The sequence below is a fragment of the Sediminibacterium sp. GW821-FHT12F12 genome (genome assembly GCF_058806635.1).
On record NZ_JBXAPW010000002.1, the window covers coordinates 267451 to 290199 of the forward strand.

The 22749-nt window shown below is 45.7% G+C and carries 18 protein-coding genes; 5 read left to right on the forward strand and 13 right to left on the reverse strand.

The genetic code is table 11. From position 1 onward, the window contains the following. The first annotated feature begins 52 nt into the window (after positions 1-52). Positions 53-3334, forward strand: coding sequence for a S41 family peptidase (locus tag AC1RNB_RS03700; RefSeq protein WP_493080809.1), 3282 nt, complete (start codon positions 53-55; stop codon positions 3332-3334). 63 nt (positions 3335-3397) lie between these two features. Here the strand turns inward: AC1RNB_RS03700 and AC1RNB_RS03705 are convergent, their stop codons facing one another. From AC1RNB_RS03705 to AC1RNB_RS03715, 3 genes are all read right to left on the reverse strand, one after another. Beyond that, positions 3398-5428 carry an alpha-ketoacid dehydrogenase subunit alpha/beta gene (locus tag AC1RNB_RS03705; RefSeq protein ID WP_493080810.1) on the reverse strand — a complete coding sequence of 677 codons (2031 nt, stop codon included), beginning with the start codon at positions 5426-5428 and terminating at the stop codon, positions 3398-3400. Positions 5429-5636: 208 nt separating this feature from the next. After that, entirely contained in the window at positions 5637-6404 is a 768-nt protein-coding gene (locus AC1RNB_RS03710; RefSeq protein ID WP_493080812.1) for a Bax inhibitor-1/YccA family protein, read from the reverse strand. Between the two features lie 240 nt (positions 6405-6644). After that, positions 6645-7502, reverse strand: coding sequence for a polysaccharide deacetylase family protein (locus AC1RNB_RS03715; protein WP_493080814.1), 858 nt, complete (start codon positions 7500-7502; stop codon positions 6645-6647). A gap of 143 nt (positions 7503-7645) precedes the next feature. On the opposite strand from AC1RNB_RS03715, the gene AC1RNB_RS03720 reads away from it, so the two are divergent. Beyond that, on the forward strand, positions 7646-9493 hold the full coding sequence (locus AC1RNB_RS03720; RefSeq protein WP_493080815.1) for a 2-oxoacid:acceptor oxidoreductase subunit alpha: 1848 nt from the start codon (positions 7646-7648) through the stop codon (positions 9491-9493). Between the two features lie 185 nt (positions 9494-9678). After that, positions 9679-10005: an MmcQ/YjbR family DNA-binding protein gene (locus tag AC1RNB_RS03725; RefSeq protein WP_493080817.1), complete on the forward strand. Its 327-nt coding sequence runs from the start codon at positions 9679-9681 to the stop codon at positions 10003-10005. Between the two features lie 111 nt (positions 10006-10116). On the opposite strand, the gene nth is transcribed toward AC1RNB_RS03725, so the two are convergent. The 10 genes from nth to AC1RNB_RS03775 form a co-directional block, all read right to left on the reverse strand. After that, complete coding sequence (nth, locus tag AC1RNB_RS03730; RefSeq protein ID WP_493080818.1) at positions 10117-10764, reverse strand: endonuclease III; 648 nt, start codon at positions 10762-10764, stop codon at positions 10117-10119. A gap of 81 nt (positions 10765-10845) precedes the next feature. Continuing rightward, positions 10846-11736, reverse strand: coding sequence for an alpha/beta hydrolase (locus tag AC1RNB_RS03735; RefSeq protein ID WP_493080820.1), 891 nt, complete (start codon positions 11734-11736; stop codon positions 10846-10848). Positions 11737-11863: 127 nt separating this feature from the next. Next, positions 11864-12082 (reverse strand): hypothetical protein, encoded by a 219-nt coding sequence (locus AC1RNB_RS03740; protein ID WP_493080822.1) that lies wholly within the window; start codon positions 12080-12082, stop codon positions 11864-11866. 104 nt (positions 12083-12186) lie between these two features. Beyond that, on the reverse strand, positions 12187-12489 hold the full coding sequence (locus AC1RNB_RS03745; protein ID WP_493080823.1) for an FtsB family cell division protein: 303 nt from the start codon (positions 12487-12489) through the stop codon (positions 12187-12189). A gap of 232 nt (positions 12490-12721) precedes the next feature. Next, the gene (gene eno, locus AC1RNB_RS03750; RefSeq protein WP_493080825.1) at positions 12722-14014 is read right to left on the reverse strand and encodes a phosphopyruvate hydratase; all 1293 of its coding nucleotides are present in this window, start codon (positions 14012-14014) and stop codon (positions 12722-12724) included. Between the two features lie 53 nt (positions 14015-14067). Beyond that, entirely contained in the window at positions 14068-14571 is a 504-nt protein-coding gene (locus AC1RNB_RS03755) for a GNAT family N-acetyltransferase (protein WP_493080827.1), read from the reverse strand. Next, the gene (gene gldA / locus AC1RNB_RS03760) at positions 14571-15482 is read right to left on the reverse strand and encodes a gliding motility-associated ABC transporter ATP-binding subunit GldA (protein ID WP_493080829.1); all 912 of its coding nucleotides are present in this window, start codon (positions 15480-15482) and stop codon (positions 14571-14573) included. The genes AC1RNB_RS03755 and gldA overlap by 1 nt, the downstream gene beginning before the upstream one ends. 109 nt (positions 15483-15591) lie before the next feature. Beyond that, entirely contained in the window at positions 15592-16890 is a 1299-nt protein-coding gene (locus AC1RNB_RS03765; protein WP_493080831.1) for a Fic family protein, read from the reverse strand. A 189-nt stretch (positions 16891-17079) separates the two neighbouring features. Further along, the gene (locus tag AC1RNB_RS03770) at positions 17080-17325 is read right to left on the reverse strand and encodes a DUF6814 family protein (protein WP_493080832.1); all 246 of its coding nucleotides are present in this window, start codon (positions 17323-17325) and stop codon (positions 17080-17082) included. A gap of 34 nt (positions 17326-17359) precedes the next feature. Next, on the reverse strand, positions 17360-18898 hold the full coding sequence (locus AC1RNB_RS03775; RefSeq protein ID WP_493080834.1) for an MFS transporter: 1539 nt from the start codon (positions 18896-18898) through the stop codon (positions 17360-17362). 204 nt (positions 18899-19102) lie between these two features. On the opposite strand from AC1RNB_RS03775, the gene acs reads away from it, so the two are divergent. Both acs and AC1RNB_RS03785 read left to right on the forward strand, forming a co-directional pair. Further along, positions 19103-21040: an acetate--CoA ligase gene (gene acs / locus AC1RNB_RS03780; protein ID WP_493080836.1), complete on the forward strand. Its 1938-nt coding sequence runs from the start codon at positions 19103-19105 to the stop codon at positions 21038-21040. Positions 21041-21109: 69 nt separating this feature from the next. Further along, complete coding sequence (locus AC1RNB_RS03785) at positions 21110-22735, forward strand: beta-N-acetylhexosaminidase (RefSeq protein WP_493080838.1); 1626 nt, start codon at positions 21110-21112, stop codon at positions 22733-22735. Positions 22736-22749: the final 14 nt, after the last annotated feature.

Consider the following 22749-nt stretch of genomic DNA (forward strand, 5'->3'; position numbering starts at 1 on the left):
ATAGGCTTTCTGCTATTCTTTGAGTACATTAGTCAGACCAAAACTTACTGTTATGAAATACCGTTTACCCTTCGGCAGGGCATTTCTCTCCTGCCTTGCCCTTATGCTGGTAACGAATAAGGTTATGGCGCAAGGCACCATGCTGCTCCGCCAACCGGATGTTAGTAAAGACCAGATCGTTTTTGTGCATGCCGATGATCTCTGGATCACTGGTGTTGATGGCGGAGATGCCCGCAGGTTAACCAGTGCAGTGGGCACAGAAAGTAATCCCAAATTCAGTCCCGATGGCAACTGGATCGCTTTTACCGGCCAGTACGATGGTAATACGGATGTGTACCTGATACCGAGCAAAGGCGGTGAACCCAAACGACTTACCTGGCATCCCATGGCCGACCTGGTGCAGGGTTGGACACCAGATGGCAAATCTATTTATTTCACTTCCGGCAGAGAGGGTTTTCCTACGGCCACCTCAAAATTTTATACCATCAGCACTGCAGGAGGAATGGCGCAGCCTATGATACTTCCTTTTGGTTTTACCGGAACCCTTTCTGAAGACGGGCAGCAGATGGCCTACCAACCCTCCCCGTTATGGGATGTAGAGTGGCGTAATTATCGCGGCGGACAGGCACAGCCGATCTGGATCTTTAACCTAAAAACAAGGGAAACCGTAAAAACAGTGCAGGGCGATAAGGAAAGACATAGCAGTCCGGTTTGGGCAAACGGCATTCTCTATTTTTTATCAGAGCAGGATTTCATCAACAATGTATGGTCTTACGATCCCAAAACAAAAACACAGAAGCAGGTAACTTTTCACAAAGACTTTGACATCAAAAACCTGGCAGCCAGTAATAACACACTGGTATATGAGCAGGGTGGATACCTGCATCGTTTTGATCTAACCAGTGGCAAGGGCAAACAGCTTGCCATTAACGCTACGGGTGATCTGAACTGGGGCAGGCCCAGATGGAATAACCTGGGAGCAGGTTCACTCATCAATGCAAGTTTATCGCCTACCGGCAAAAGAGCCTTGTTTGAAAGTCGCGGAGAGATTTTTACCATGCCGAAGGAAAATGGCGACTGGCGCAATATCACTAAGTCAACGGGTGTGGCCGACCGCTTTCCCACCTGGTCGCCCGACGGACAAAAAATTGCCTGGTTCTCTGATGCCAGTGGCGAATACCAGTTACTGGTAGGCGATCAGTCTGGTTTGCAAACACCCAAAGCTTATCCTATCCCCAACAATAAATTTTATTTTTTACCTGCCTGGTCGCCCGATAGTAAATACATTGCTTTTACCGATACCGATTACAATCTCTGGTACATTGATCTCGCAACAGGTGTAGTAAAAATCGCAGACACAGACCGTATGGCACATCCCAACCGTAGCCTGAATCCTGTTTGGTCGCCAGACAGTAAGTGGATCGCTTATGTACAGATCCAGGAGAACCAGTTCAAAGCCGTTAAGTTGTATAATCTGGAAACCGGGAAGAGTACACGCTTAACAGATGGTTTATCCGATGCCATCGATCCGCAGTGGGATGAGAGTGGAAAATACCTGTACTTCCTCGCAAGTACCGATTACGGATTAAGTTCGGGTTGGCTGGATATGAGCAGTTTTAATTATCCCGTGAACCGGGCTTTGTATGTGGCGGTGTTAAGTAAAGATGCGCCCTCTCCCTTTGAACCCAAAAGTGATGAAGAGCCTGCCAAAGAAGAAAAAAAACCGGGCGATACTTCCAAAGCCGCAGCCAAACCTGCAGCTGCTGCCGGCGGTGGCGTAAAAGTGAAAATTGATTTTGAAGGAATAGAACAACGCATTCTCTCTACCAATCTGCCCGCACGCAACTACCTGGAATTAACAGCGGGTCCCGAAGGAACGGTTTTTTATTCAGAAGGCATCCAGAACGAACCGGGTGTGGTACTCTCGCGCTATAGTTTGAAAGATAAAAAAGGAACCGAGTTTGCCAGGGGCGTATTCAGTAATACAACCAGTTTTGACAGGAAAAGTCTTTTATTCAGAAATGCTGGTGGGTGGTTTATTACTGGTACCGCAGCAGCACCCAGGCCCGGCGAGGGCCGGCTGGCAGTAGAGGGTATGAAAGTATTTGTTGATCCCGCCAAAGAAGCCGAACAGATCTTCAGGGAAGGCTGGCGCTATCAGCGCGATTTTTTATATGTAGACAATGTACATGGGGCACCCTGGGATAAAGTATACAACTGGTACAAACCATGGGTGGCGCATGTAAAACACCGCTCAGATCTGAATTATATCATCGATATCCTGGGTGGTGAAGTTTCGGTAGGACATTCGTTTACCCGCGGCGGTGATTTCCCGGATGTACCAAACGTACCAATAGGATTACTGGGTGCAGATTACGAAACAGACAATGGATTTTTCAGGATCAAAAAAATCTATACCGGCGAAAACTGGAATCCTGAATTACGCGCTCCGTTAAGCGGCCCGGGAATAGATGTGAAAGAAGGAGATTATTTGGTGGAAGTAGATGGCAAAGCTCTTACTGCATCTATGAATTTGTATAGTCTGTTTGAAGGCAGCGCCAACCGCCAGGTAAAGATCCGCGTAAACAGTAAACCTTCTATGGAAGGAGCGAGAAGCCTTACTGTAGTACCTGTTGCCAATGAAGGGGCTTTGCGCTCACGTAACTGGGTAGAGGGTAACCGGAAAAAAGTAGACCAATTATCAGACGGTAAACTGGCTTATGTATATGTACCCAATACCGGCAATCCGGGTTATACCTATTTCAACCGTTATTATTTTTCGCAGCAGGATAAAAAAGGAGCGGTGATTGATGAAAGAAATAATGGTGGAGGTTCTGCTGCCGATTATATGATTGATGTAATGAGCCGCAAGCTACAAGGCTATTTTAATAACCGTGTAGCGGGTCACAAACTGTCTACCACACCCATGGCGGGTATCTGGGGACCCAAAGTGATGATCATTAATGAAAATGCCGGCTCCGGTGGCGACCTGTTACCCTATATGTTCCGCAAGATGAAGATCGGGCCACTGGTGGGTACACGCACCTGGGGTGGTTTGGTGGGTACCTGGGATACACCGCCGTTTATTGATGGCGGAAGCATGGTGGCACCCAGGGGTGGTTTTATAGATACCGATGGAGAATGGGCCGTAGAAGCAGTGGGTGTTGCGCCTGATGTAGAAGTGTTCCAGGATCCCAAAGCCATTATTGAAGGCCATGATCCGCAATTGGAGAAAGCAGTACAGGAAGCGTTGAAGTTATTACCTACACAGGGTATTCAACTTAAAAAAGAACCTGCACCACCGATCCGTTACTTTAGGCCAAAAGGCAAATAATATTCCTTACAACCGCGCCTTTGCGTGCATAATTTCTCGCAAAGGCGCAAAGGCGCGGTTTTTTTAGTAGTTGATCAGTTTCTGCACATATTCCCCCAGCCTGCTCTTCGCCATAAAGTTTTTCTCCAGTTCCATATTAAAAGGGATGGGTGTATCCAGCGATGCACAGCGCATCACCGGCGCATCCAGTAATTCAAAACAGTGTTCACTGATCCAGGCACTGATCTCTCCGCCAAGGCCGCCAGTTAAAGTGTCTTCATGCAACAGCAATACCTTGCCGGTTTTGGCAACCGCTTCTTTAATAGCCGCATAATCCAACGGCAATAAACTGCGCAGATCCAGAATGTGCAATGATTGATCAGGATGTTGTTCCTGGTATTCCATCGCCCAATGTACCCCCGCACCATAGGTGATCACAGAAATATCATTACCCGCTTTTACCAACCTTGCCTTACCGATCTCTACTTCGTAATATTCTTCCGGCACGGCTCCGCTGATACTTCTGTACAAAGCTTTGTGCTCAAAGAACATCACCGGGTTGGGATCATTGATGGCTGCAATCAGCAAACCCTTGGCATCATGCGGTGTAGAAGGGTACACTACTTTTAAACCGGGCACATGCGTAAACCAGGCTTCATTACTCTGCGAGTGAAAAGGCCCCGCTCCCACTCCGCCACCTGTTGGCATACGGATAACAACATCGGCGTTCTGTCCCCAGCGGTAATGGATCTTGGCCAGATTATTTACTATCTGGTTAAACCCGACCGTTACAAAATCGGCAAACTGCATTTCCATCACAGACTTAAATCCTTCCAGACTCAAGCCGAGAGCACTGCCCACAATAGCACTCTCGCACAAAGGCGTATTGCGTACCCGGGCTTTGCCAAAACTTTCTACAAACCCTTCGGTGATTTTAAAAGCACCACCATACTCGGCAATATCCTGTCCCAACAATACCAGGTTCGGATGTTGCTCCATGCTTAACCGCAGGGCGGATTGGATGGCATCAACAAATCGTGAGTCGTGAGTCGTCAGTCGTGAGTCGTCAGTGGTGAGTAGTGAGTAGGGAGAGTCTATCACTTTAACTCCAAACTCCAGACTCCTAACTCCAGACTTACCCGCATACACATCCTGTATTTCTTCTACTTCATCCACTACCATTTCAGCCGCCCGTGCCGCCTGTTGCAGTTCGGTTTCTATATATTCCCTGAACTCATTTCTGATAGCGGCTACTTCCATTTCGGTGATTACCCGTTGATCGGTCAGGAACTGCTCAAAGTTTTTGATGGGGTCTTTTCTGCCCCATTCTTCAAACAATTCTTTGGGAACATATTTGGTGCCACTGGCTTCTTCATGTCCGCGCATGCGGAAAGTCATACACTCTATCAGGTAAGGTTTCTGTTCGCGGATACAATAGTCGCGCACCCCTCTGATGGTATCATAAACAGTGAGGATATTATTCCCATCAATCCGAACACCTTCCATACCATACCCTTTGGCTTTATCTACCAGGCTTTCGCAACGGTATTGTTCATTCACAGGGGTACTCAAACCATACCCGTTATTCTCGATCACAAAAATGACGGGCAATCCCCATACTGCAGCTACATTCAGTGCTTCATGAAAATCGCCTTCACTGGTTCCACCATCGCCACTGAAAGCCAGGGATACTTTATTTTCTTTTCTGAGCTGATAAGCCAGTGCCACCCCATCTGCAATAGCGAGTTGCGGACCGAGGTGCGAGATCATACCACAGATATGATGTTCTCTCGTACCAAAATGGAAACTTCTTTCTCTCCCCTTGCTGTAACCTTCTTTGTTTCCCTGCCACTGCATGAATAATTTATGCAAAGGCATCTGCCGCGAAGTAAACACACCCAGGTTGCGATGCAATGGCATGATCCACTCATCCTGCAACAAAGCCATGGTGGCTCCCACCGAAATAGCTTCCTGCCCAATGCCACTGAACCATTTACTGATCTTACCCTGCCGCAGCAGCACCAGCATCTTCTCTTCGATCATTCTTGGCAGCAGAAGGTTCCGGTAAATGTTTACCAGTTCCTCATTCGTATAATTCTGTCGGTTAAAATCCATTACAGCGAAAATTTTTTGGTGAATTGTGAATGGGCAATGGTGAATATATTTTGAGAATCGATCACCAAGCTCCCCAGTGATCTCCTCATTGCCCATTCACCATTCACAATTCACCATCTAAGGTACTGCATTTCGCCTCCTCCATAAAGTACACACATAAAAAAGCCACCCAAAAATGGATGGCTCTATAAAAAGATGACTGTTTTTATTAATCGCGGCTGCCCAGTTTGCTCAGTAGTTTCAGCATTTCGATGTATAACCACACCAGGGTTACCATCAGGCCGAATGCACCAAACCATTCCATGAATTTAGGGGCACCTCTTTCTGCGCCCTGCTCAATCATATCAAAATCCAGGATCAGGTTCAGTGCAGCAATGGCTACTACAAACAGGCTGATACCAATGCTCAGCATACTGCTGTCGTACATAAAGCTCACATTTACCCCGAATAAACGCAGCACCATGGTTAACAGGTAAAACAAAGCAATACCCATGGTAGATGCGATGATCACTGATTTAAATTTTTCAGTAGCGCGGATCACACGGAAATTATACAACAGGAATACGGCGATGGCTACACCGAAAGTTAAACCCACCGCCTGCATTACCAGGCCGGGATATTTTTCAGCAAAAGCTGCATTCAGGATAGCGGAAATAGCACCCACAAACAATCCTTCCAGCAAACCATATAAAGGTGCCAGGTAAGGGGCCCAGTTGGGTTTGAAAGAAATGGCAATGGCAGTGATCAGTCCGCCGAAAATACCCACCATCATCAGGGTATTCATCAGGCCGGTCTGGGCCTGCTCGAACAGATGCCAGCTATACGCAGCACCTGCAATGATCATCAACAAAAGAAATCCGAATTTATTAATGGTTCCCCGCACACTCATCGTACCCTGCATATTGGATTCGATATGCAGACTTTTGTCAAACATTTTCTCTGTCAGCGTAGGGTTACCAGATTTAAAAATGGCCATAGTTGGAAATTTAGTAAGTACAAATATACGGAATTGGAAAGGGGATGGAAAGGGGTAATCTTTAATAAAACACTAAAATTAGTGGGGCGTGAGTAGTCAGTAGTGAGTTGGGAGTGAGGGGGTAGTCAATGGGCAATGGTGAATGGTGAATAGGCAAAAGACGTAATGGCCGATTATTGACCATTCACCATTGCCCATTCACAACTACCTACTCACTACTGACTACTGACTACTCACCCCTCACGGTCTCAGCTTTTTCAGCCCCGGGTAATGATCCACTGTTTCAAACACATATCCGGGGTTCTGTTTGAGCAGGCGGATGAATTTGGCCAGCGAATCCGCATCGGCCGGATGGCGGAACATACGGTCGTGGGTAAGAATAACGAGGTGGTTGGGGGTATGCGTATTCGATTTATAAAAAGCACTGTCTACAGCCCTGGCCATGGTTTCAGGTGTTTCTACCGGTCGGGCAGAACGGTGGTTGAAATCCCATTCCAGGTCCCAGCCAATCACATTATATCCGGCACTATCCAGTAAACGGGCAACAGGGTGTACCAGGCCCGAAGCCCTTAACTCTCCTTCCCTAACCCAGGAACGGTTGCCGGGTAAACGGGCAATCAGGTAAGGAACCTGCAAGGCTTGCTGTGACTGAAAAAAGTCAGCTGCTGCTTTCTGTGGGTGATGGTAAAAATCGAGGTATTTATTATTGGCATGTGTATAGCTATGATTGGCCAACAAAAACCGGGGGTACCCCGAACGGATCATATTCACGATCTGTTTGCCGTCTGATTTCATGGTTTCGTGCAGTCCAACCATAAAAAAACTGGCTTTGATCCCTTCTGTAAGGCAAAGATGGTAACAGGATAAGGTTCCGGGCTGGGGGCCATCATCAAAAGTGAGGTAAATATACTTTTTGGTGCTATCGTAGCGGTAGGGGGCAATGCCCGCTTCAGTATGGGCCGGATGAGCCGGTACAGTTGCAGGTCCGGCCTGGTTCTCCACCAGCCAGGCTCCTCCCAGCAAAACAGCTGTCAGCAGCAGTATGGCCAGCACCCAACGGTTCTTTTTCGACGACTTCACGATCACCTGATCTTTCATTTGGCGGCGAAGGTAACTATTGTACCGATTCTGCAAGAAAGCGGCTTGTTTTTTAAGAAAAAAGACCGACTTTACAAGCCATTAAAAATCATGTTTTTCATGCCCGGTTATCCAGTAACTTTGTGGGCACAATTTATTCTTCGATGGCTAATAAAGACGAATTACTGCAAGATGTTGTGATCAAATTTGCAGGAGACAGTGGAGACGGTATGCAGCTTACCGGACAACAGTTTACCAACAATACCGCGATGCTGGGGATCGACCTGGCCACTTTTCCGGACTTTCCGGCGGAAATCCGTGCCCCGATTGGTACGTTGCCGGGTGTGAGCGGTTTTCAGTTGCACTTTTCCTCTAACAAAGTATTTACACCGGGAGATATTGCCGATGTGTTGGTAGCGATGAATGCCGCTGCCTTGAAAGTGAACCTGAAAGCCATTAAACCAGGCGGTAAGATCATTGTAAATATTGAGGGTTTTGATACCAAAAACCTGCGCCTGGCCAACTACCCCGATGGGGTTAATCCATTGGAAGATGGCAGTCTGGATAGTTATGAACTCATCAAAATAGATGTAACCAAACTTACCCGCGAAGCCCTGAAAGACTTTCCTGAACTCGGTAACAAGGAAAGGGACCGTGCCAAAAACATGTTCGTACTGGGTTTTATCTATTGGATGTACAACCGCAGTCTCGAAACCACCATCGCTTTCCTGAAAGAGAAGTTTGGCAAAAAACCGACCATTCTGAACAGTAATATCAAAGTATTACAGGCGGGTTATAATTACGGCGATACCACGGAAACTTTTACCAGTCGTTATACGGTAGAAAAAGCCAAAATGGCGCCGGGCCTGTATCGCAGCATTATGGGCAACGAATCGTTGGCCATGGGATTGATCGCCGCAGGCGAAAAAAGCGGATTGCCTATTTTCCTTGGTACTTATCCGATCACACCCGCTTCTGATATTCTGCATGAATTAAGTAAGTATAAAAATTTCGGGATCCGCACTTTCCAGGCCGAAGATGAGATTGCCGGTATTGCCGCAGCCATCGGAGCCAGTTATGGCGGGTCATTGGGTATCACCTCCACTTCCGGTCCGGGTATGGCACTGAAAACAGAAGCTATGGGTCTGGCCGTAATGCTGGAAATACCTTTGGTGATCGTGAATATCCAGCGTGGCGGGCCTTCTACCGGTTTGCCCACCAAAACAGAACAGAGTGATCTGATGCAGGCTTACTATGGCCGTAACGGCGAATGTCCGATGCCCATCGTTGCTTCCTCCACCCCAAGCGATTGTTTTGAAGTAGCGTATGAAGCCTGCCGCATTGCGGTTCAGCACATGACACCGGTGATCATTCTGAGCGATGGTTATATTGCCAATGGTGCAGAACCCTGGAAATTCCCAACTGCAGCAGAACTGCCTGAGATTAAAGTGAATTTCAAAAAAGAACTGGCAGAAGATGAACCCAAATACCAGCCCTACAGAAGAGACGAGAAACTGGCGCGTCCATGGGCCATTCCGGGCACTACCGGACTGGAACACCGTATTGGTGGTCTGGAAAAACAGGATGTAACCGGTAATATCAACTACGAACCTGAGAATCACCAGCACATGGTGAATACCCGCCAGGCAAAAGTGGATAAGATCGCAGATTATATTCCTTTACAGAAAATTGACAGTGGAGCCGATAAAGGAAAAGTGCTGATCCTCGGATGGGGTTCTACCTACGGTGCCATCAAAAGTGCCGCACTGGAATTACAGGCACAGGGGCATGCGGTAAGTCATGCACATATCCGTTACATGCGTCCATTCCCTAAGAACCTGGGCGAGATCATTAAGAACTTCGACAAAGTGCTGATCCCTGAGATCAATAATGGTCAGTTGGTAAAGATCATCCGCGACCAGTATATGGTGGATGCCAAAGCCTATAACAAAGTGATGGGTATTCCTATTACCAAAGGCGAACTGGTGGATGTAGTGAAGAAAATGCTGTAATAAATCTTACCAGAAATATAAAGCCCTGCGGAATTGTTTTTACCGCGGGGCTTTTTTATTTTGGAGAAAAGAACAGATGAACAGATGAACAAGGAACAGACGAACAGAGAACGCAGAACAAAGAACATAACAGATGTAGGAGAAGTAATCTGTATTTTACCACTTATATCATCCTGGCAAATTCTATGGATATTGAACAACTGAGAGCCTATTGTTTGAGCAAACCTGATGCCGAAGAAGCTTTTCCCTTCGGACCGGATACACTTGTATTTAAAGTGAAGAATAAACTATTCCTGTTGGCCGGACTGGACAATCATCCACTGCGATTCAATGTAAAATGCAACCCTGACAAGGCCATCGAATTAAGAGAAGAATACCCGGACCATGTACTACCCGGTTTTCACATGAACAAAAAACACTGGAACACCGTAGTGGTGGATGGCATTGTTCCCGGAAGGGTGTTGAAAGAATTTATTGATCACTCGTATGAGCTGGTGAGGGGGAAGAGGTGAATCGTGAGTCGTCAATCGTGAGTCGTGAGGGAGGGCAATACGAAACATTCATCATTGACAATTGCCCATTCACTACTCACCACTCACGTCTCACGACTCACGATTCACGATTCACCCCTCCCGGTTCTTCTTAAAGTACACGCACAGCTCCGTAAACATACATTCCGCACATTTTGGATTACGGGCCAGGCAAACATAACGGCCGTGCAGGATCAGCCAGTGGTGGGCCTTGTGTACCATTTCGGAGGGGATATGTTTGATCAGTTCTTTTTCTACCGCTAAGGGAGTAGATGCTTTTTGTGATACCAGTCCTAAACGTTTGCTTACGCGGAACACGTGCGTATCCACGGCCATATTGGGTTGTTCATCAATGACGCTGGTAATCACATTGGCTGTTTTTCTGCCTACCCCTGGTAATTTCACCAACTCTTCCACCGTCATCGGCACTTCGCCATCGAATTGATCGAGCAGCATGTTGGCCATGCCGATCAGGTGTTTGGTTTTGTTATTGGGATAGGAAATACTCCTGATCAGTGGAAACAATTCATCAAAACCAGCTTTCGCCATTTGCTGCGGGCCCGGATAGCGGGCAAAGATAGCAGGCGTGGTAAGGTTGACACGTTTATCTGTACACTGCGCCGACAGGATCACAGCTACCAGCAACTGAAAAGGATTATCGTAGATCAGTTCCGTTTCTGCATCAGGCACATGTTGCTGGAAATAATCCAGTATTAACCGGTAACGTTCTTTTTTGGTCATGTATACAACTAACACATTACTGTGCCTTCGTGCCTTTGTGTGAGAATTCATTTGCACACAAAGGCACCAGGGCACGGTTTTTTATTGGTGAAAGCTTTCGCCGATAAATTTCAGGGCATCGGTAATGCCGGTGCGCCAGTAAGTCCAGGTATGGGCCCCATCACGAACACGGTATTCATGTGGCACTCTTTTTTCGGTGAGGGCAATATGCAGCAGACAATTTCCTTTCGTTAAAAAATCATCATCCCCGCAATCTATCCAGTAACGTACTTTTTTCAGTTCGTCGGCCGATTTGGTTTCTACGAGCTTCAATACCGAATTATCATACCAGGCTTTTGTTAAGCGATCACGCCCTTTCAGATCGCGGCCGTAGAGCTGACCAAAGGTTCTTGCCCAGTTGGCATCCGGCGTGGTAACGGCAGCTTCATCATCAAACACAGCAGCACTCAATGGTGCAGCAGCAGCAAATAATTCTGCGTGTTTCAGCGCATAGATGAGGGTGCCGTATCCTCCCATCGAAAGCCCGGCAATACCCCTGTATTTTTTTTCCGCTTTGATACGCCAGGTCTTTTCAACAGATGGCATAAACTCTTTCACAAAAAAATCTTCGTACTTCTCTTTACCATCATAGGAATTGATATACCAGGTAGAATCTGCATCGGGCATTACAATGATCATTGGAGGAATCGTTCCTTCGGCAATTGCCTTGTCTGCATAACGGTTGATCTCGCCAAACTGTAACCAGCCGGTATTATCATCTGTATAACCATGCAGCAGATATACCACAGGATAACTGCGGCTGGAGGTTTCGTAATCAGCAGGCAGGTACACCGTGTAGTGTACATCTTTACCCATGATGGCGCTTTTTACGGTTTTGGTTTCATATACTTTTCCGAGCGTCTGGGCCTGCGAAAAGAACACGGTCAGGCTGCACAATAGCAGCAGAGAGAAATTGCGGATAGCCATTTTCATATCTCCTTTTTTAGTGGAGATAAATTTAGTTGAAAAGAAGGGATACAAAAGCAGGAGTTGTAATAATTAGGCAGAAATTTGCCCGCAAAGGCGCAGAAAATACTTTGCAAAACCCTTACATAGATAATTATTTCCCGTTGGCGTGCTGCAGAATGGCTTTGATGGACTGTTTAGACGGAGATTTGAGTTTGAGCTTGTCCAGCTGGCGGATGGTACGGCGCAGCAGTTTCAGTCGGTCATTCAGTTCCAGGTCTTCTTCCAGTGCCGCTTCGATGGCGGCACTCATTTTGGGTGAACAATCCTGATACAGGTACAGGATCAGATCCTCTTCTTTGAATTTTTTCATAACACAGGATAACACATCTTAAAATAAGAGGATACGGCGTGTATATAAAACGGGGAAGGGGGAATAATATTGTTGTGCGGGCGACCAACGTTTTTGGCGGAAAATTATTTTTTGAGGTCGGCAGAATCTTCAATGATAAAGATATCCTCCCCCTCCCGCTTCATCAGGTAGCGTTCGCGGGCAAATTTTTCGAGGGCTGCCGGGTTATTCTGCAGATCCTGCAGTTGCTTGCGGGTTTTCTCGATCTCTTCTACATAGTAGCGTTTCTTGGCTTCCAGTTTGTTCAGCTCCGCCTGCCGCTCGCGCTGCTGAAAGTAATCACGCTGGTCAAAGAATAACATCCACACAATAAAAAACACGGAAGCTACCAGGTATTTGTTGGTGAGTATGGTAGCGATTTTTTTCATTGATGGATGATAAGGTAGTTGGTTTCAGGGATAAAAATAGATAATTAGTATTTCTGCTGAGCAATAAACTAATCAACAGGTGTGAAGAAGCGTAAATCGTGAGTAGTCAGTCGTCAGTAGGGAGTTAGACATTGTGGTAATAGTACTTTTTACTGTTTTGCTGGAATAGTAATATACCCCAAACAGTCCTTCCCTCACTACTCACTACTGACGACTCACGTCTCACGACTGCTTATTTAGAACCAAACTTGATCTTCCCTTTCGGATACACGCCGGTACTTCCGAGCATTTCCTCGATACGGATCAGCTGGTTGTATTTGGCGATACGGTCGGTACGCGATGCAGAACCGGTTTTGATCTGTCCGCAATTCAGTGCCACGGCCAGGTCGGCAATGGTGGTATCTTCTGTTTCACCGCTGCGGTGACTCATAATGGTATTGTATCCGTTATGCTGTGCCAGCGATACGGCATTGATGGTTTCGGTAAGTGTTCCGATCTGGTTCACTTTTACCAGCAAGCCATTGGCGATGCCTTTATCGATACCGGTCTGTAAACGGTTTACATTGGTTACAAACAGATCATCACCTACCAGCTGGCATTTGCTGCCTACTGCCTGGGTAAGGGCTTTCCAGCCGTTCCAGTCGTCTTCGGCCATACCATCTTCAATAGAAACGATCGGGTATTGTTTCACCCATTTTTCCCAGAATTTCACCAGTTCATCGCTGCTGATGGCTTTGCCGCTGCTTTTATGGAACACATATTTTTTCTTCTTGGCATCCCATAATTCGCTGTTGGCTGCATCCATGGCTATCACGATCTGTGAACCGGTTTTGTAACCGGCTGCAGAAATGGCTTCCAGTACGGTTTCAATGGCTTCTTCATTGCTCTGGATATTGGGTGCAAAACCACCTTCATCACCTACATTGGTACTGAATCCTTTTTTCTTTAACACACTTTTCAGTACGTGGAAGATTTCAACACCCCAGCGCAGACCTTCGCTGAAAGAAGGAGCACCTACCGGCATGATCATGAATTCCTGGAAATCAATTTTGTTATCTGCGTGCGCACCACCGTTGAGGATGTTCATCATCGGCATGGGCAGTGTTTTGGCATTGGTACCGCCAATGTAGCGGAACAAAGGCAGACCCGCTTCTTCAGCAGCTGCTTTGGCAACGGCCATACTTACGGCCAGTATAGCGTTGGCGCCCAGTTTGGTTTTATTAGGTGTACCATCCAGTGCAATCATGGTTTCATCAATAGCCGCCTGCTGGGCCACATCAAAACCTACGATGCCTTCGGCAATAATATCGTTCACGTTCTTAACGGCTTTCAGAACGCCTTTTCCTGCATATTTCTTTTTGTCGTTATCACGCAGTTCAGCTGCTTCGTGAATACCGGTACTGGCACCACTTGGAACTGCCGCACGGCCTATAACGCCGTCATCGGTAACTACATCTACTTCAACCGTAGGATTACCACGACTGTCTAAGATCTGTCTTGCGTGAACTTCAATAATGTAACTCATGTTGATTGCTTGTTGGTTTAAAAAGTTGATTAGCTCGTCTTCGGTGCCGCAATTTAAGGATTTACCGGCTTTTGTTTTTTGAAATCATTCCAGGAACCACGGGTTTTACGCATAAATACCTCGTCGTAACCCTTGCGTACATAGTCTTTCAGGATGCCTATCTCTTCAAAACCCAGTCGCAGATAGAGTTCGCGGGCCCGGTGGTTAAAGGCGCTTACGCAGATAAAGACATTGGGACTAACCGAAAAAATGACCGTTTCTGCATAACGGATAGCCGCTTCGCCCAGTCCCTGACCACGGGCGGCTTCTGTAATAACGATCGTTTGTATGTATCCGGTAAAAGCACCTTTTACTTTGAGCATGATAAAACCCAGTCGTTCTTCTTTTCTTGAAAACAGATAAACTTCGCTTAAAGGATCCTCCAGTAATTGTATCGAATCTTCATAACTGCGTTGCAGTGTGATCCAGGGTTCGTTGGCCGCCATCAGTTGTGCGCACCATTCCAGATCAGCAGTTTCGTTGGTATGTGTAACTGATATGCCGGGCAGTACTTCCATCAGGCAGGGTTGGTTACTGTGCGGAATACCTGTTCGAGGCTATGCCCTTCCGATTGCAGGGATACAATATTGAGATTATTCGCTACCGCCAATGAGAGCAATTGTTTTTTCACGGATTCCGGGTTAGCGGTTTCCAGTTGCCAGTGGCTGTTTCCCTGCTCCTGTAAACGGGATATATCGGTCAGTGTATCCAGTAAGGAACGACTGACGGTTTCGCCAAACTGAACAGACACGATATGTCTTTCCCCCTTACCCTTCTGCAGGTTAACCAAACGATCATCGGCCACAATATTTCCTTTGTTGATGATAATTACGCGATCGCAGATGGCTTCTACTTCCTGCAGAATATGCGAAGAAAAAAGAACGGTTTTGTTCTGTCCCTGTTGTTTAATCACATTCCTGATCTCGATGATCTGGTTGGGGTCCAGTCCGCTGGTAGGTTCATCCAGGATCAGCACTTCGGGTTCGTGTATCAAGGCAGCGGCCAATCCTACCCGTTGTTTATATCCCTTGGATAATTGTCCGATCTTCTTTTTGGATTCTACAGTAAGGCCCGTGAGGGTAATTACTTTTTCAACCGCCGCTTTTATATCTTTCAGTTGATGAATACCCGCCACAAATGCCAGGTACTCTCTTACATACATATCGGGATAGAGCGGGTTGGCCTCGGGCAGGTAACCTATTTTCTTTTTTACTTCTATGGGATGGGCAGCCACATCCTTTCCGCAAACCAGTGCTTTGCCCCCATCAGCCTGCAGGTAACCGGTAATGATCTTCATGGTGGTGCTTTTGCCCGCCCCATTTGGACCCAGAAAACCAACGATCTCCCCTTTATTCACAGTGAACGAAACACCATTTACCGCTTTTTGCTCACCATATTGTTTCAGTAACTGTGTAACTTCTATTGACATGCTTCCGGGTTTCCGTCAAAATTAGTTGAATGCAGGGAAAATGGGGTTAAGGGATTGGTAAGAATTGAGCGGTGCCCAAATTCTCCTCGTTTTGGTCTTCCTGACGGGCTTACAATTTGTATTTCGCCACGATATTGTCGAACTCTTTAGATTTTATAAAGTTTTGCTTCTTTTTATTTACTTGTATAGTTTCTAAAAATCCTAAGTCAACAAGGTTTTTTAAATCTGATCTGGCAGTAAAATTGGAAATGTCAAAACGGCTTTCCATCTCTTTAGTATTTAATATTCGTTCAGAATCATCGTTTAATATTTTTAGTATTTGAGCCATCCTGTCGTTTACATTAGGTATTTTCATGAATTTTGCGGCCTGAAAAACTTCTTTTTGCTTTCGATTGATATAATCTTTTAAAGCATAGAATGCTTTTTCCATTGTTTTAATATGGTATGTAATAAAATAGCTCAAATCATTTTCATCAATTTCTGAATATAAATATGCCTTTTCATATTGTCCTTTTGTGTCTTTAATAATTCTTGAGATTGATAGATATTCTGTCAGCCAATAACCTTGCTTCAGTAAATACCAATAGAATAGCGCTCTAGCCGTTCTTCCATTTCCATCGGTAAAAGGGTGAATCCATCCAATCATAAAATGAACTATACATCCTTTGACTATTGGATGAGTGAAATTTGCGGACTCGTTATTACAAAAGGAACATAAATCTTCTATTAATCTGTCTAATTCACTTTTAGGCGGAGGGATATGAACGATCTCACTTGTAGAATGGTCTACCACAAATACCTCATTGTTGTCTCTAAATCTTCCTTCATCCGCAGGGTCATTTAAGGTTTTGTTAGATATTAATTTGTGTAGATAAAGGATGTTTTCGGGTGTTATTGCTTCATTTTTATGCTCGATTATGTGTTTCATGGTTATGAAATTATTCATAATCATTTGTTCAGACTTATTCTTTGGCCTTTGCTCTTTTTGAATCATTTCTTTAGCCTTTCTCCTCGTGGTGTTTGCTCCTTCCATTTGACTACTGGAAATGGCTTCTTCCATGATAGAACTTACAATAAATTTAGTCTTATCAGTTTCCGCAATTCCAATATTACTACTTAAATTACCCCCTATATGTAGGTCAAATTGATGTAATGCACGTTGCATAAAATCTGTAACTACGTAATGAAAATTGTATGTTCCAAATTTGATTGTGTTGCTTTTAAGATACCTGTGGAATTTAATTGCATTCCAAAGTTCTTCTGGTTTATACTCTTTAGATTTATATTTTATTTTATCCCAGTATAGATACTCGTCTTGAATTGAATTCAAAATTCCATCGAATTGCAACTTTACCATTATTGGTATCACCTTGTCGTCCCTTATATGTTGTGGGGCTTTTTCAATCATTTTCGAGGATTTAAGCTAAAATAAACAAAATTGCGAGATTATTCAAGAATCTCGCAATTTTACCAATTCGCAGAAAGGCTCACCTCATTGAATATGACTGAAATAACAGTATTTCATTATGATATATATTATGTTTATATTGATAAATAGATTTTATTCATCCGTTAACATTCATCTTTACGACCCTCTTCAATCAATCAACTCCTCCGAACGCTCCGGCAAATGATCATACTCGCCCCGTAACGCATACCAGCCAAATATCATCATCCCGATGGCGATCGGGATAAAGATGACCACAAATACACCCCACTGGATCTTGGTATCCATCACCGGCTTTTTCGCAATTTCAGAAGCGGCTGTTTTTATGAGGTAATACACAGCCACCGGCCCGAGTAAAAACCAGATAATACCTGCGAGTCTTTTGAGTTGGTTCATACAATTCGTTTAAATAGTCATATTCTAAGCAGCGTTACTCATTCGGCACTTCTATCGGCGGATCTATGCGGTTATTGATGTACAGGGTTCCTATCACCAGGCAAACCGCTGCTATAATAATAGGGTACATCAGTCCCACCAACAGATCATTCGTATAAATCGTAGTAAGTAATGTAGCGATAAAAGGAGTGAGTCCGCCAAATACACCATTACCGATATGATACGGTAAAGACATGGATGTGTACCTGATCTTGGTAGGGAACAGTTCTACCAGGAATGCCGCGATCGGACCATATACCATGGTCACATACAAAATCATCACAAACACCAGCAGCACCATTTGCCAGTAATCACTGGTGCCCGCCTTTTTGGAGAGCTTTACATCTGGCTTCACCGTTGTTTTGCCGGCTGCTGCATATACCGTGTCTTTGGTGGTTTGCGTTACTACCATGCCATCTTCATAATAGGTAAGATGGGATACCGTGCGTAAAGTATCGTTTGTATTGGCAATAGGTACCCGGTTGGTTTTGATCTGCTTCAGATCGGTTAATTCAGTTTTGGTAGCCGTACCTGAAAGTACCAGTAATTGCCTGAACAAAGGTTTGTAGGTAACAATAGCGAGGAACATCCCTCCCAGCATGATCCATTTGCGGCCGATCTTATCGCTCCAGCTGCCGAATACCACAAAAAAAGGCGTGGCAAAAAGGATGGCCCAGATGAGGATGGTGCGCGACTGGTCGAAATCGATCTTACATACATTTTCTATAAATGATTGTGCATAGAATTGTCCGGTGTACCAAACCACTCCCTGGCCCATGGCCGCACCAAACAAGGCCAGCAATACCATTTTGAGGTTGGATTTATGTCCGAAACTTTCTTTTAAGGGATTCACAGAACGGGTGCCGGAAGTTTTCAGTTGCTCAAACAGGGGCGACTCTTTCATCTTCAAACGGATATAGATAGATACGCCTACCAGTACTATGGAAACCAGAAAAGGAATCCGCCAGCCCCAGTCGTTAAACTTGGCAATGGACCTTGCCTGGTCAATATCCAGGCTATGACGGGTTAAGAGGATCACACCGAGTGATACAAATAAACCCAGGGTAGCGGTGGTCTGGATCCAGGAAGTATAAAAACCCCTTTTATCGTGCGGTGCATGTTCGGCCACATAGGTAGCGGCACCACCGTATTCGCCTCCCAGTGCCAGTCCCTGCAGCAAACGCAATACCAATACCAGAATGGGAGCCGCAAAGCCGATGGTTTCGTAACTCGGTATGAGACCGATGGCAAATGTGGAACCGCCCATGATAACAAGTGTGAGCAGGAACGTGTGTTTACGACCGATCAGATCGCCCAGCCGGCCAAATACCAGTGCCCCGAAAGGACGTACGATAAATCCTGCTGCAAAAGTGGCCAACGTAGATAATAATGCCGCGGTAGGATTGGTTTTGGGAAAAAACTGGTTAGCGAGCACCGTGGCCAGGCTTCCGAAAATATAGAAATCATACCATTCTATTAAAGTGCCGAGCGAAGAAGCACCGATCACTTTCCAGATACTGTTCTTTTCTTTCATACGCAATAAATCATCGTCAACTTACGCCAAAGGGATGATTTAAACAAGCGGGGCTGCGCTATTTTCAGTCAGGTAGCTCTTTGGGTGAGTGGTCAGTAGTGAGTAGTGAGAGAAAAAGATACTGACTACTCACTACTGACCACTCACGATTCACGACTTTCCCCTCCATGCCTTATCTTTATCCCCCTTTAAATCCCCGATTATATGTCATACCCCTACCAGATCAAATCCTTTGACGAGTACAAAAAAGCTTATCAGAAAAGTATCGAAGATCCTTCCGCTTTCTGGGCCGATGTGGCCGAAAATTTTACCTGGCGTAAAAAATGGGACACTGTGCTGGAATGGAATTTTACAGAGCCCAAAGTAGAATGGTTCAAAGGTGGCAAACTGAATATTACCGAGAACTGCCTCGATCGTCATATCTCCACCAAAGGCAATGAGCCCGCCCTGATCTGGGAACCCAATGCACCCGATGAACAACACCGCACACTTACCTATAAAAAACTGCTGGAGAAAGTTTGCCAGTTTGCGCATGTATTAAAGAACAATGGTGTTAAAAAAGGCGATCGTGTGTGTATCTACATGGGCATGATTCCCGAACTCTCTATTGCGGTTTTAGCCTGTGCACGTATCGGTGCCATTCATAGCGTGGTGTTTGGTGGTTTCTCTGCACAAAGTATTGCCGACCGTTTATACGATGCCCAGGCAGAGTTCATTGTTACCTGCGATGGTGCCCATCGCGGTGCCAAAGACATTCCGCTGAAAAGCGTGATCGACGATGCACTGATCGGTAACAGAACGGTGAAAAGAGTGATTGTGTGTACCAGAACCCGCACACCCGTATCCATGATCAAGGGAAGGGATGTATGGTGGGAAGAAGAAATGAAACATGTGGAAGAGAAAGGACTCAATTTTATAGAAGCCGAAGAAATGGATGCAGAAGATCCACTGTTTATTTTATATACTTCCGGCTCTACCGGTAAACCCAAGGGCGTAGTGCATACCTGCGGAGGGTATATGATCTGGGCCAATTATACATTTGTAAACGTATTCCAGTACAAACCCGAGCAACTGCATTTCTGTACGGCAGATATAGGCTGGATTACCGGGCATACCTATATCATTTACGGCCCACTTAGTGCCGGCGCTACTTCATTGCTATTTGAAGGGGTACCTACTTTCCCGGATGCGAGTCGTTTCTGGGATATTATCGACAAGTTCAAAGTCAATATTTTTTATACCGCTCCTACTGCCATCCGCAGTCTCATGGGATTTGGCACCGGCCCTTTACATGGCAAAAGTCTGGCTTCGCTCGAAGTGCTGGGTACCGTTGGCGAACCCATTAACGAAGAAGCCTGGCATTGGTACGATGAACATGTGGGCAAGAAAAAATGCCCCATCGTAGATACCTGGTGGCAAACAGAAACCGGCGCCTGTTTAATCAGTAACCTCGCAGGCATTACCCCATCCGTTCCGAGCTGGGCCACATTACCCATGCCGGGTTTACAGATGGTTTTGGTAGATGAAACCGGTAAAGAAGTGGTTGCCGAAGGCGATGAAACCGTTTCGGGTAATCTCTGCATCAAAGCTCCATGGCCCGGCATTTTACGCACTACCTATGGCGATCATGAGCGGTGCCGCACCAACTATTTTGCCACTTACGAGAATATGTATTTCACCGGCGATGGCGCGATGCGCGATAAGAATGGCTTTTACCGCATCACTGGCCGCGTAGATGACGTGTTGAATGTAAGCGGTCACCGTATCGGTACCGCAGAAGTAGAGAATGCCATTAATATGCACGCCGGCGTGGTAGAAAGTGCCGTAGTGGGTTACCCACATGATGTGAAAGGGCAGGGAATTTATGCGTATGTCATTTACCAGGGTTCGCACGGACAGGATACGCATGGTACTGCAGAAATGATCCGGAAAGATATTCTGCAAACCGTTACCCGTATCATTGGTGCCATTGCCAAACCCGACAAGATCCAGTTTGTGAGTGGATTACCAAAAACCCGAAGCGGTAAGATCATGCGCAGAATCCTGCGTAAGATCGCCGAAGGCGAAACACAGAACCTGGGCGATACTTCTACCCTGCTGGATCCGGCAGTGGTGGACGAGATCAAACACGGAAAACTCTGATCGGTTTTCTGCACAGATGCATTGAGAACCTGATGGCTTTGAGGAATTTTTACAATTTGAATCTTTTGTATGCGTAAATGTTTTGTTGGTATTGGTCTGCTATTACTTGTCATGATCAATAGCCAGGCGCAGATGCTGAACCCTATCACACCTGCACCGCTTACATACGAATCACTGAAAGGAACCGGCGTGACCATTCAGTCATCCACCATACTGTATTATCCCGCTTCCTTTGCCGGTCAGGCAAATTATATGCAGCAGCAGATAGAACAACAAACAGGCATACGGTTGCAGTTGTCGGCAGGTAGTCCTTCGAAAGTTTTACCCCGCATCATTCTTCAGACAGATGAAAAAAGCATTACCCGGCCCGAAATGTACCATATCAGTGCTGCCGGGAAACAGGTGATCATTACTGCCAACGATGTAAGGGGATTTGTAAATGCTACACAGACTTTATTGCAATTATTGCCGAATAAAAAATCCATTACAGCTACTATTCCTGCCGTGGCCATCACCGACTATCCGCAATTCAGTTACCGCGGTATGCACCTGGATGTGGTGCGGCATATCTTTCCGGTGAGTTATGTGAAAAAATATATCGACTACCTCGCTTTTCATAAGTTCAACACATTTCACTGGCACTTAACTGATGACCAGGGCTGGCGTTTTGAAGTGAAGAGTTATCCCAAACTGAATACCATTGGCTCCTGGCGCGACTCTACCCTGATCGGTCATTTCAAAGATGTTCCGGCACGGTATGAAAGAAAACGATATGGCGGTTTTTATACAAGAGCCGAGATCAAAGAAGTGATTGCCTATGCAGCCGTGAGAGGCATTACCATTATTCCTGAACTGGATATACCGGGGCATAGCCGTGCCACTATTGCCGCTTACCCCGAGTTCAGCACCAAACCCGATACTACCTGGAATGTGGCCAGTACCTGGGGCATGTATAACCGCCAGAACAATGTGCTGGCACCCAATAAGGCTTCTTTCAGGTTTCTCAAAGACATTTTTACAGAACTGGCAGAACTATTCCCTTCAACCTACATACATATCGGTGGCGATGAATGTAGTATGCTCTGGTGGAAACAGGATCCCCAAACACAGGCTTTTATCAAAAGCAAGAACCTGTCATCCGAAAAAGCATTGGAAACCTATTTTATCGAATACGTTGCCAAACAGCTGAAACAGCTACATAAGAAATCTGTAGGCTGGCACGAGATTGCGGAAGGTGATCTGGATACCACTACCCTGATCATGAACTGGAGTGATGATAAACAGGCTCTCGCTGTTGCCAAAAAAGGTTTTGAGATCATACAAACACCGGGTAAACCTTTTTATTTTGATCATTATCAATCCAAAGATCCGAAAGATAGTCTGGCCATTCATGGCTATAACCCGGTAGAAGCTGTCTACAAATACCAGGTAGTGCCGGATGCCGTGAAAGCTGCAGGACTGGCCCACAAGATCATTGGCGCACAGGCGAATGTATGGACGGAATATATGGCTTTTCCCACCAAAGTAGATTACATGGTTTTACCGCGTATGACCGCTTTGAGTGAGAATTTATGGAGCCAGAAAAAAGATTATCCTGATTTTTTACGCAGGCTGGAAGAAGAGATGATACCCAGGTACAAAAGCTGGAACAGCTCTTATTTTCAGGGGTATAAATTATGGACAAAGGATAAGTAAATACGCCATAGTAT

What these genes read in the sequence shown, in the direction of transcription:
- AC1RNB_RS03700 (WP_493080809.1), top strand. Translation starts at nt 53, where the DNA reads ATGAAATACCGTTTACCCTTCGGCAGGGCATTTCTCTCCTGCCTTGCC.
- AC1RNB_RS03705 (WP_493080810.1), bottom strand. Translation starts at nt 5,428, where the DNA reads ATGGATTTTAACCGACAGAATTATACGAATGAGGAACTGGTAAACATT.
- AC1RNB_RS03710 (WP_493080812.1), bottom strand. Translation starts at nt 6,404, where the DNA reads ATGGCCATTTTTAAATCTGGTAACCCTACGCTGACAGAGAAAATGTTT.
- AC1RNB_RS03715 (WP_493080814.1), bottom strand. Translation starts at nt 7,502, where the DNA reads ATGAAAGATCAGGTGATCGTGAAGTCGTCGAAAAAGAACCGTTGGGTG.
- AC1RNB_RS03720 (WP_493080815.1), top strand. Translation starts at nt 7,646, where the DNA reads ATGGCTAATAAAGACGAATTACTGCAAGATGTTGTGATCAAATTTGCA.
- AC1RNB_RS03725 (WP_493080817.1), top strand. Translation starts at nt 9,679, where the DNA reads ATGGATATTGAACAACTGAGAGCCTATTGTTTGAGCAAACCTGATGCC.
- nth (WP_493080818.1), bottom strand. Translation starts at nt 10,764, where the DNA reads ATGACCAAAAAAGAACGTTACCGGTTAATACTGGATTATTTCCAGCAA.
- AC1RNB_RS03735 (WP_493080820.1), bottom strand. Translation starts at nt 11,736, where the DNA reads ATGAAAATGGCTATCCGCAATTTCTCTCTGCTGCTATTGTGCAGCCTG.
- AC1RNB_RS03740 (WP_493080822.1), bottom strand. Translation starts at nt 12,082, where the DNA reads ATGAAAAAATTCAAAGAAGAGGATCTGATCCTGTACCTGTATCAGGAT.
- AC1RNB_RS03745 (WP_493080823.1), bottom strand. Translation starts at nt 12,489, where the DNA reads ATGAAAAAAATCGCTACCATACTCACCAACAAATACCTGGTAGCTTCC.
- eno (WP_493080825.1), bottom strand. Translation starts at nt 14,014, where the DNA reads ATGAGTTACATTATTGAAGTTCACGCAAGACAGATCTTAGACAGTCGT.
- AC1RNB_RS03755 (WP_493080827.1), bottom strand. Translation starts at nt 14,571, where the DNA reads ATGGAAGTACTGCCCGGCATATCAGTTACACATACCAACGAAACTGCT.
- gldA (WP_493080829.1), bottom strand. Translation starts at nt 15,482, where the DNA reads ATGTCAATAGAAGTTACACAGTTACTGAAACAATATGGTGAGCAAAAA.
- AC1RNB_RS03765 (WP_493080831.1), bottom strand. Translation starts at nt 16,890, where the DNA reads ATGATTGAAAAAGCCCCACAACATATAAGGGACGACAAGGTGATACCA.
- AC1RNB_RS03770 (WP_493080832.1), bottom strand. Translation starts at nt 17,325, where the DNA reads ATGAACCAACTCAAAAGACTCGCAGGTATTATCTGGTTTTTACTCGGG.
- AC1RNB_RS03775 (WP_493080834.1), bottom strand. Translation starts at nt 18,898, where the DNA reads ATGAAAGAAAAGAACAGTATCTGGAAAGTGATCGGTGCTTCTTCGCTC.
- acs (WP_493080836.1), top strand. Translation starts at nt 19,103, where the DNA reads ATGTCATACCCCTACCAGATCAAATCCTTTGACGAGTACAAAAAAGCT.
- AC1RNB_RS03785 (WP_493080838.1), top strand. Translation starts at nt 21,110, where the DNA reads ATGCGTAAATGTTTTGTTGGTATTGGTCTGCTATTACTTGTCATGATC.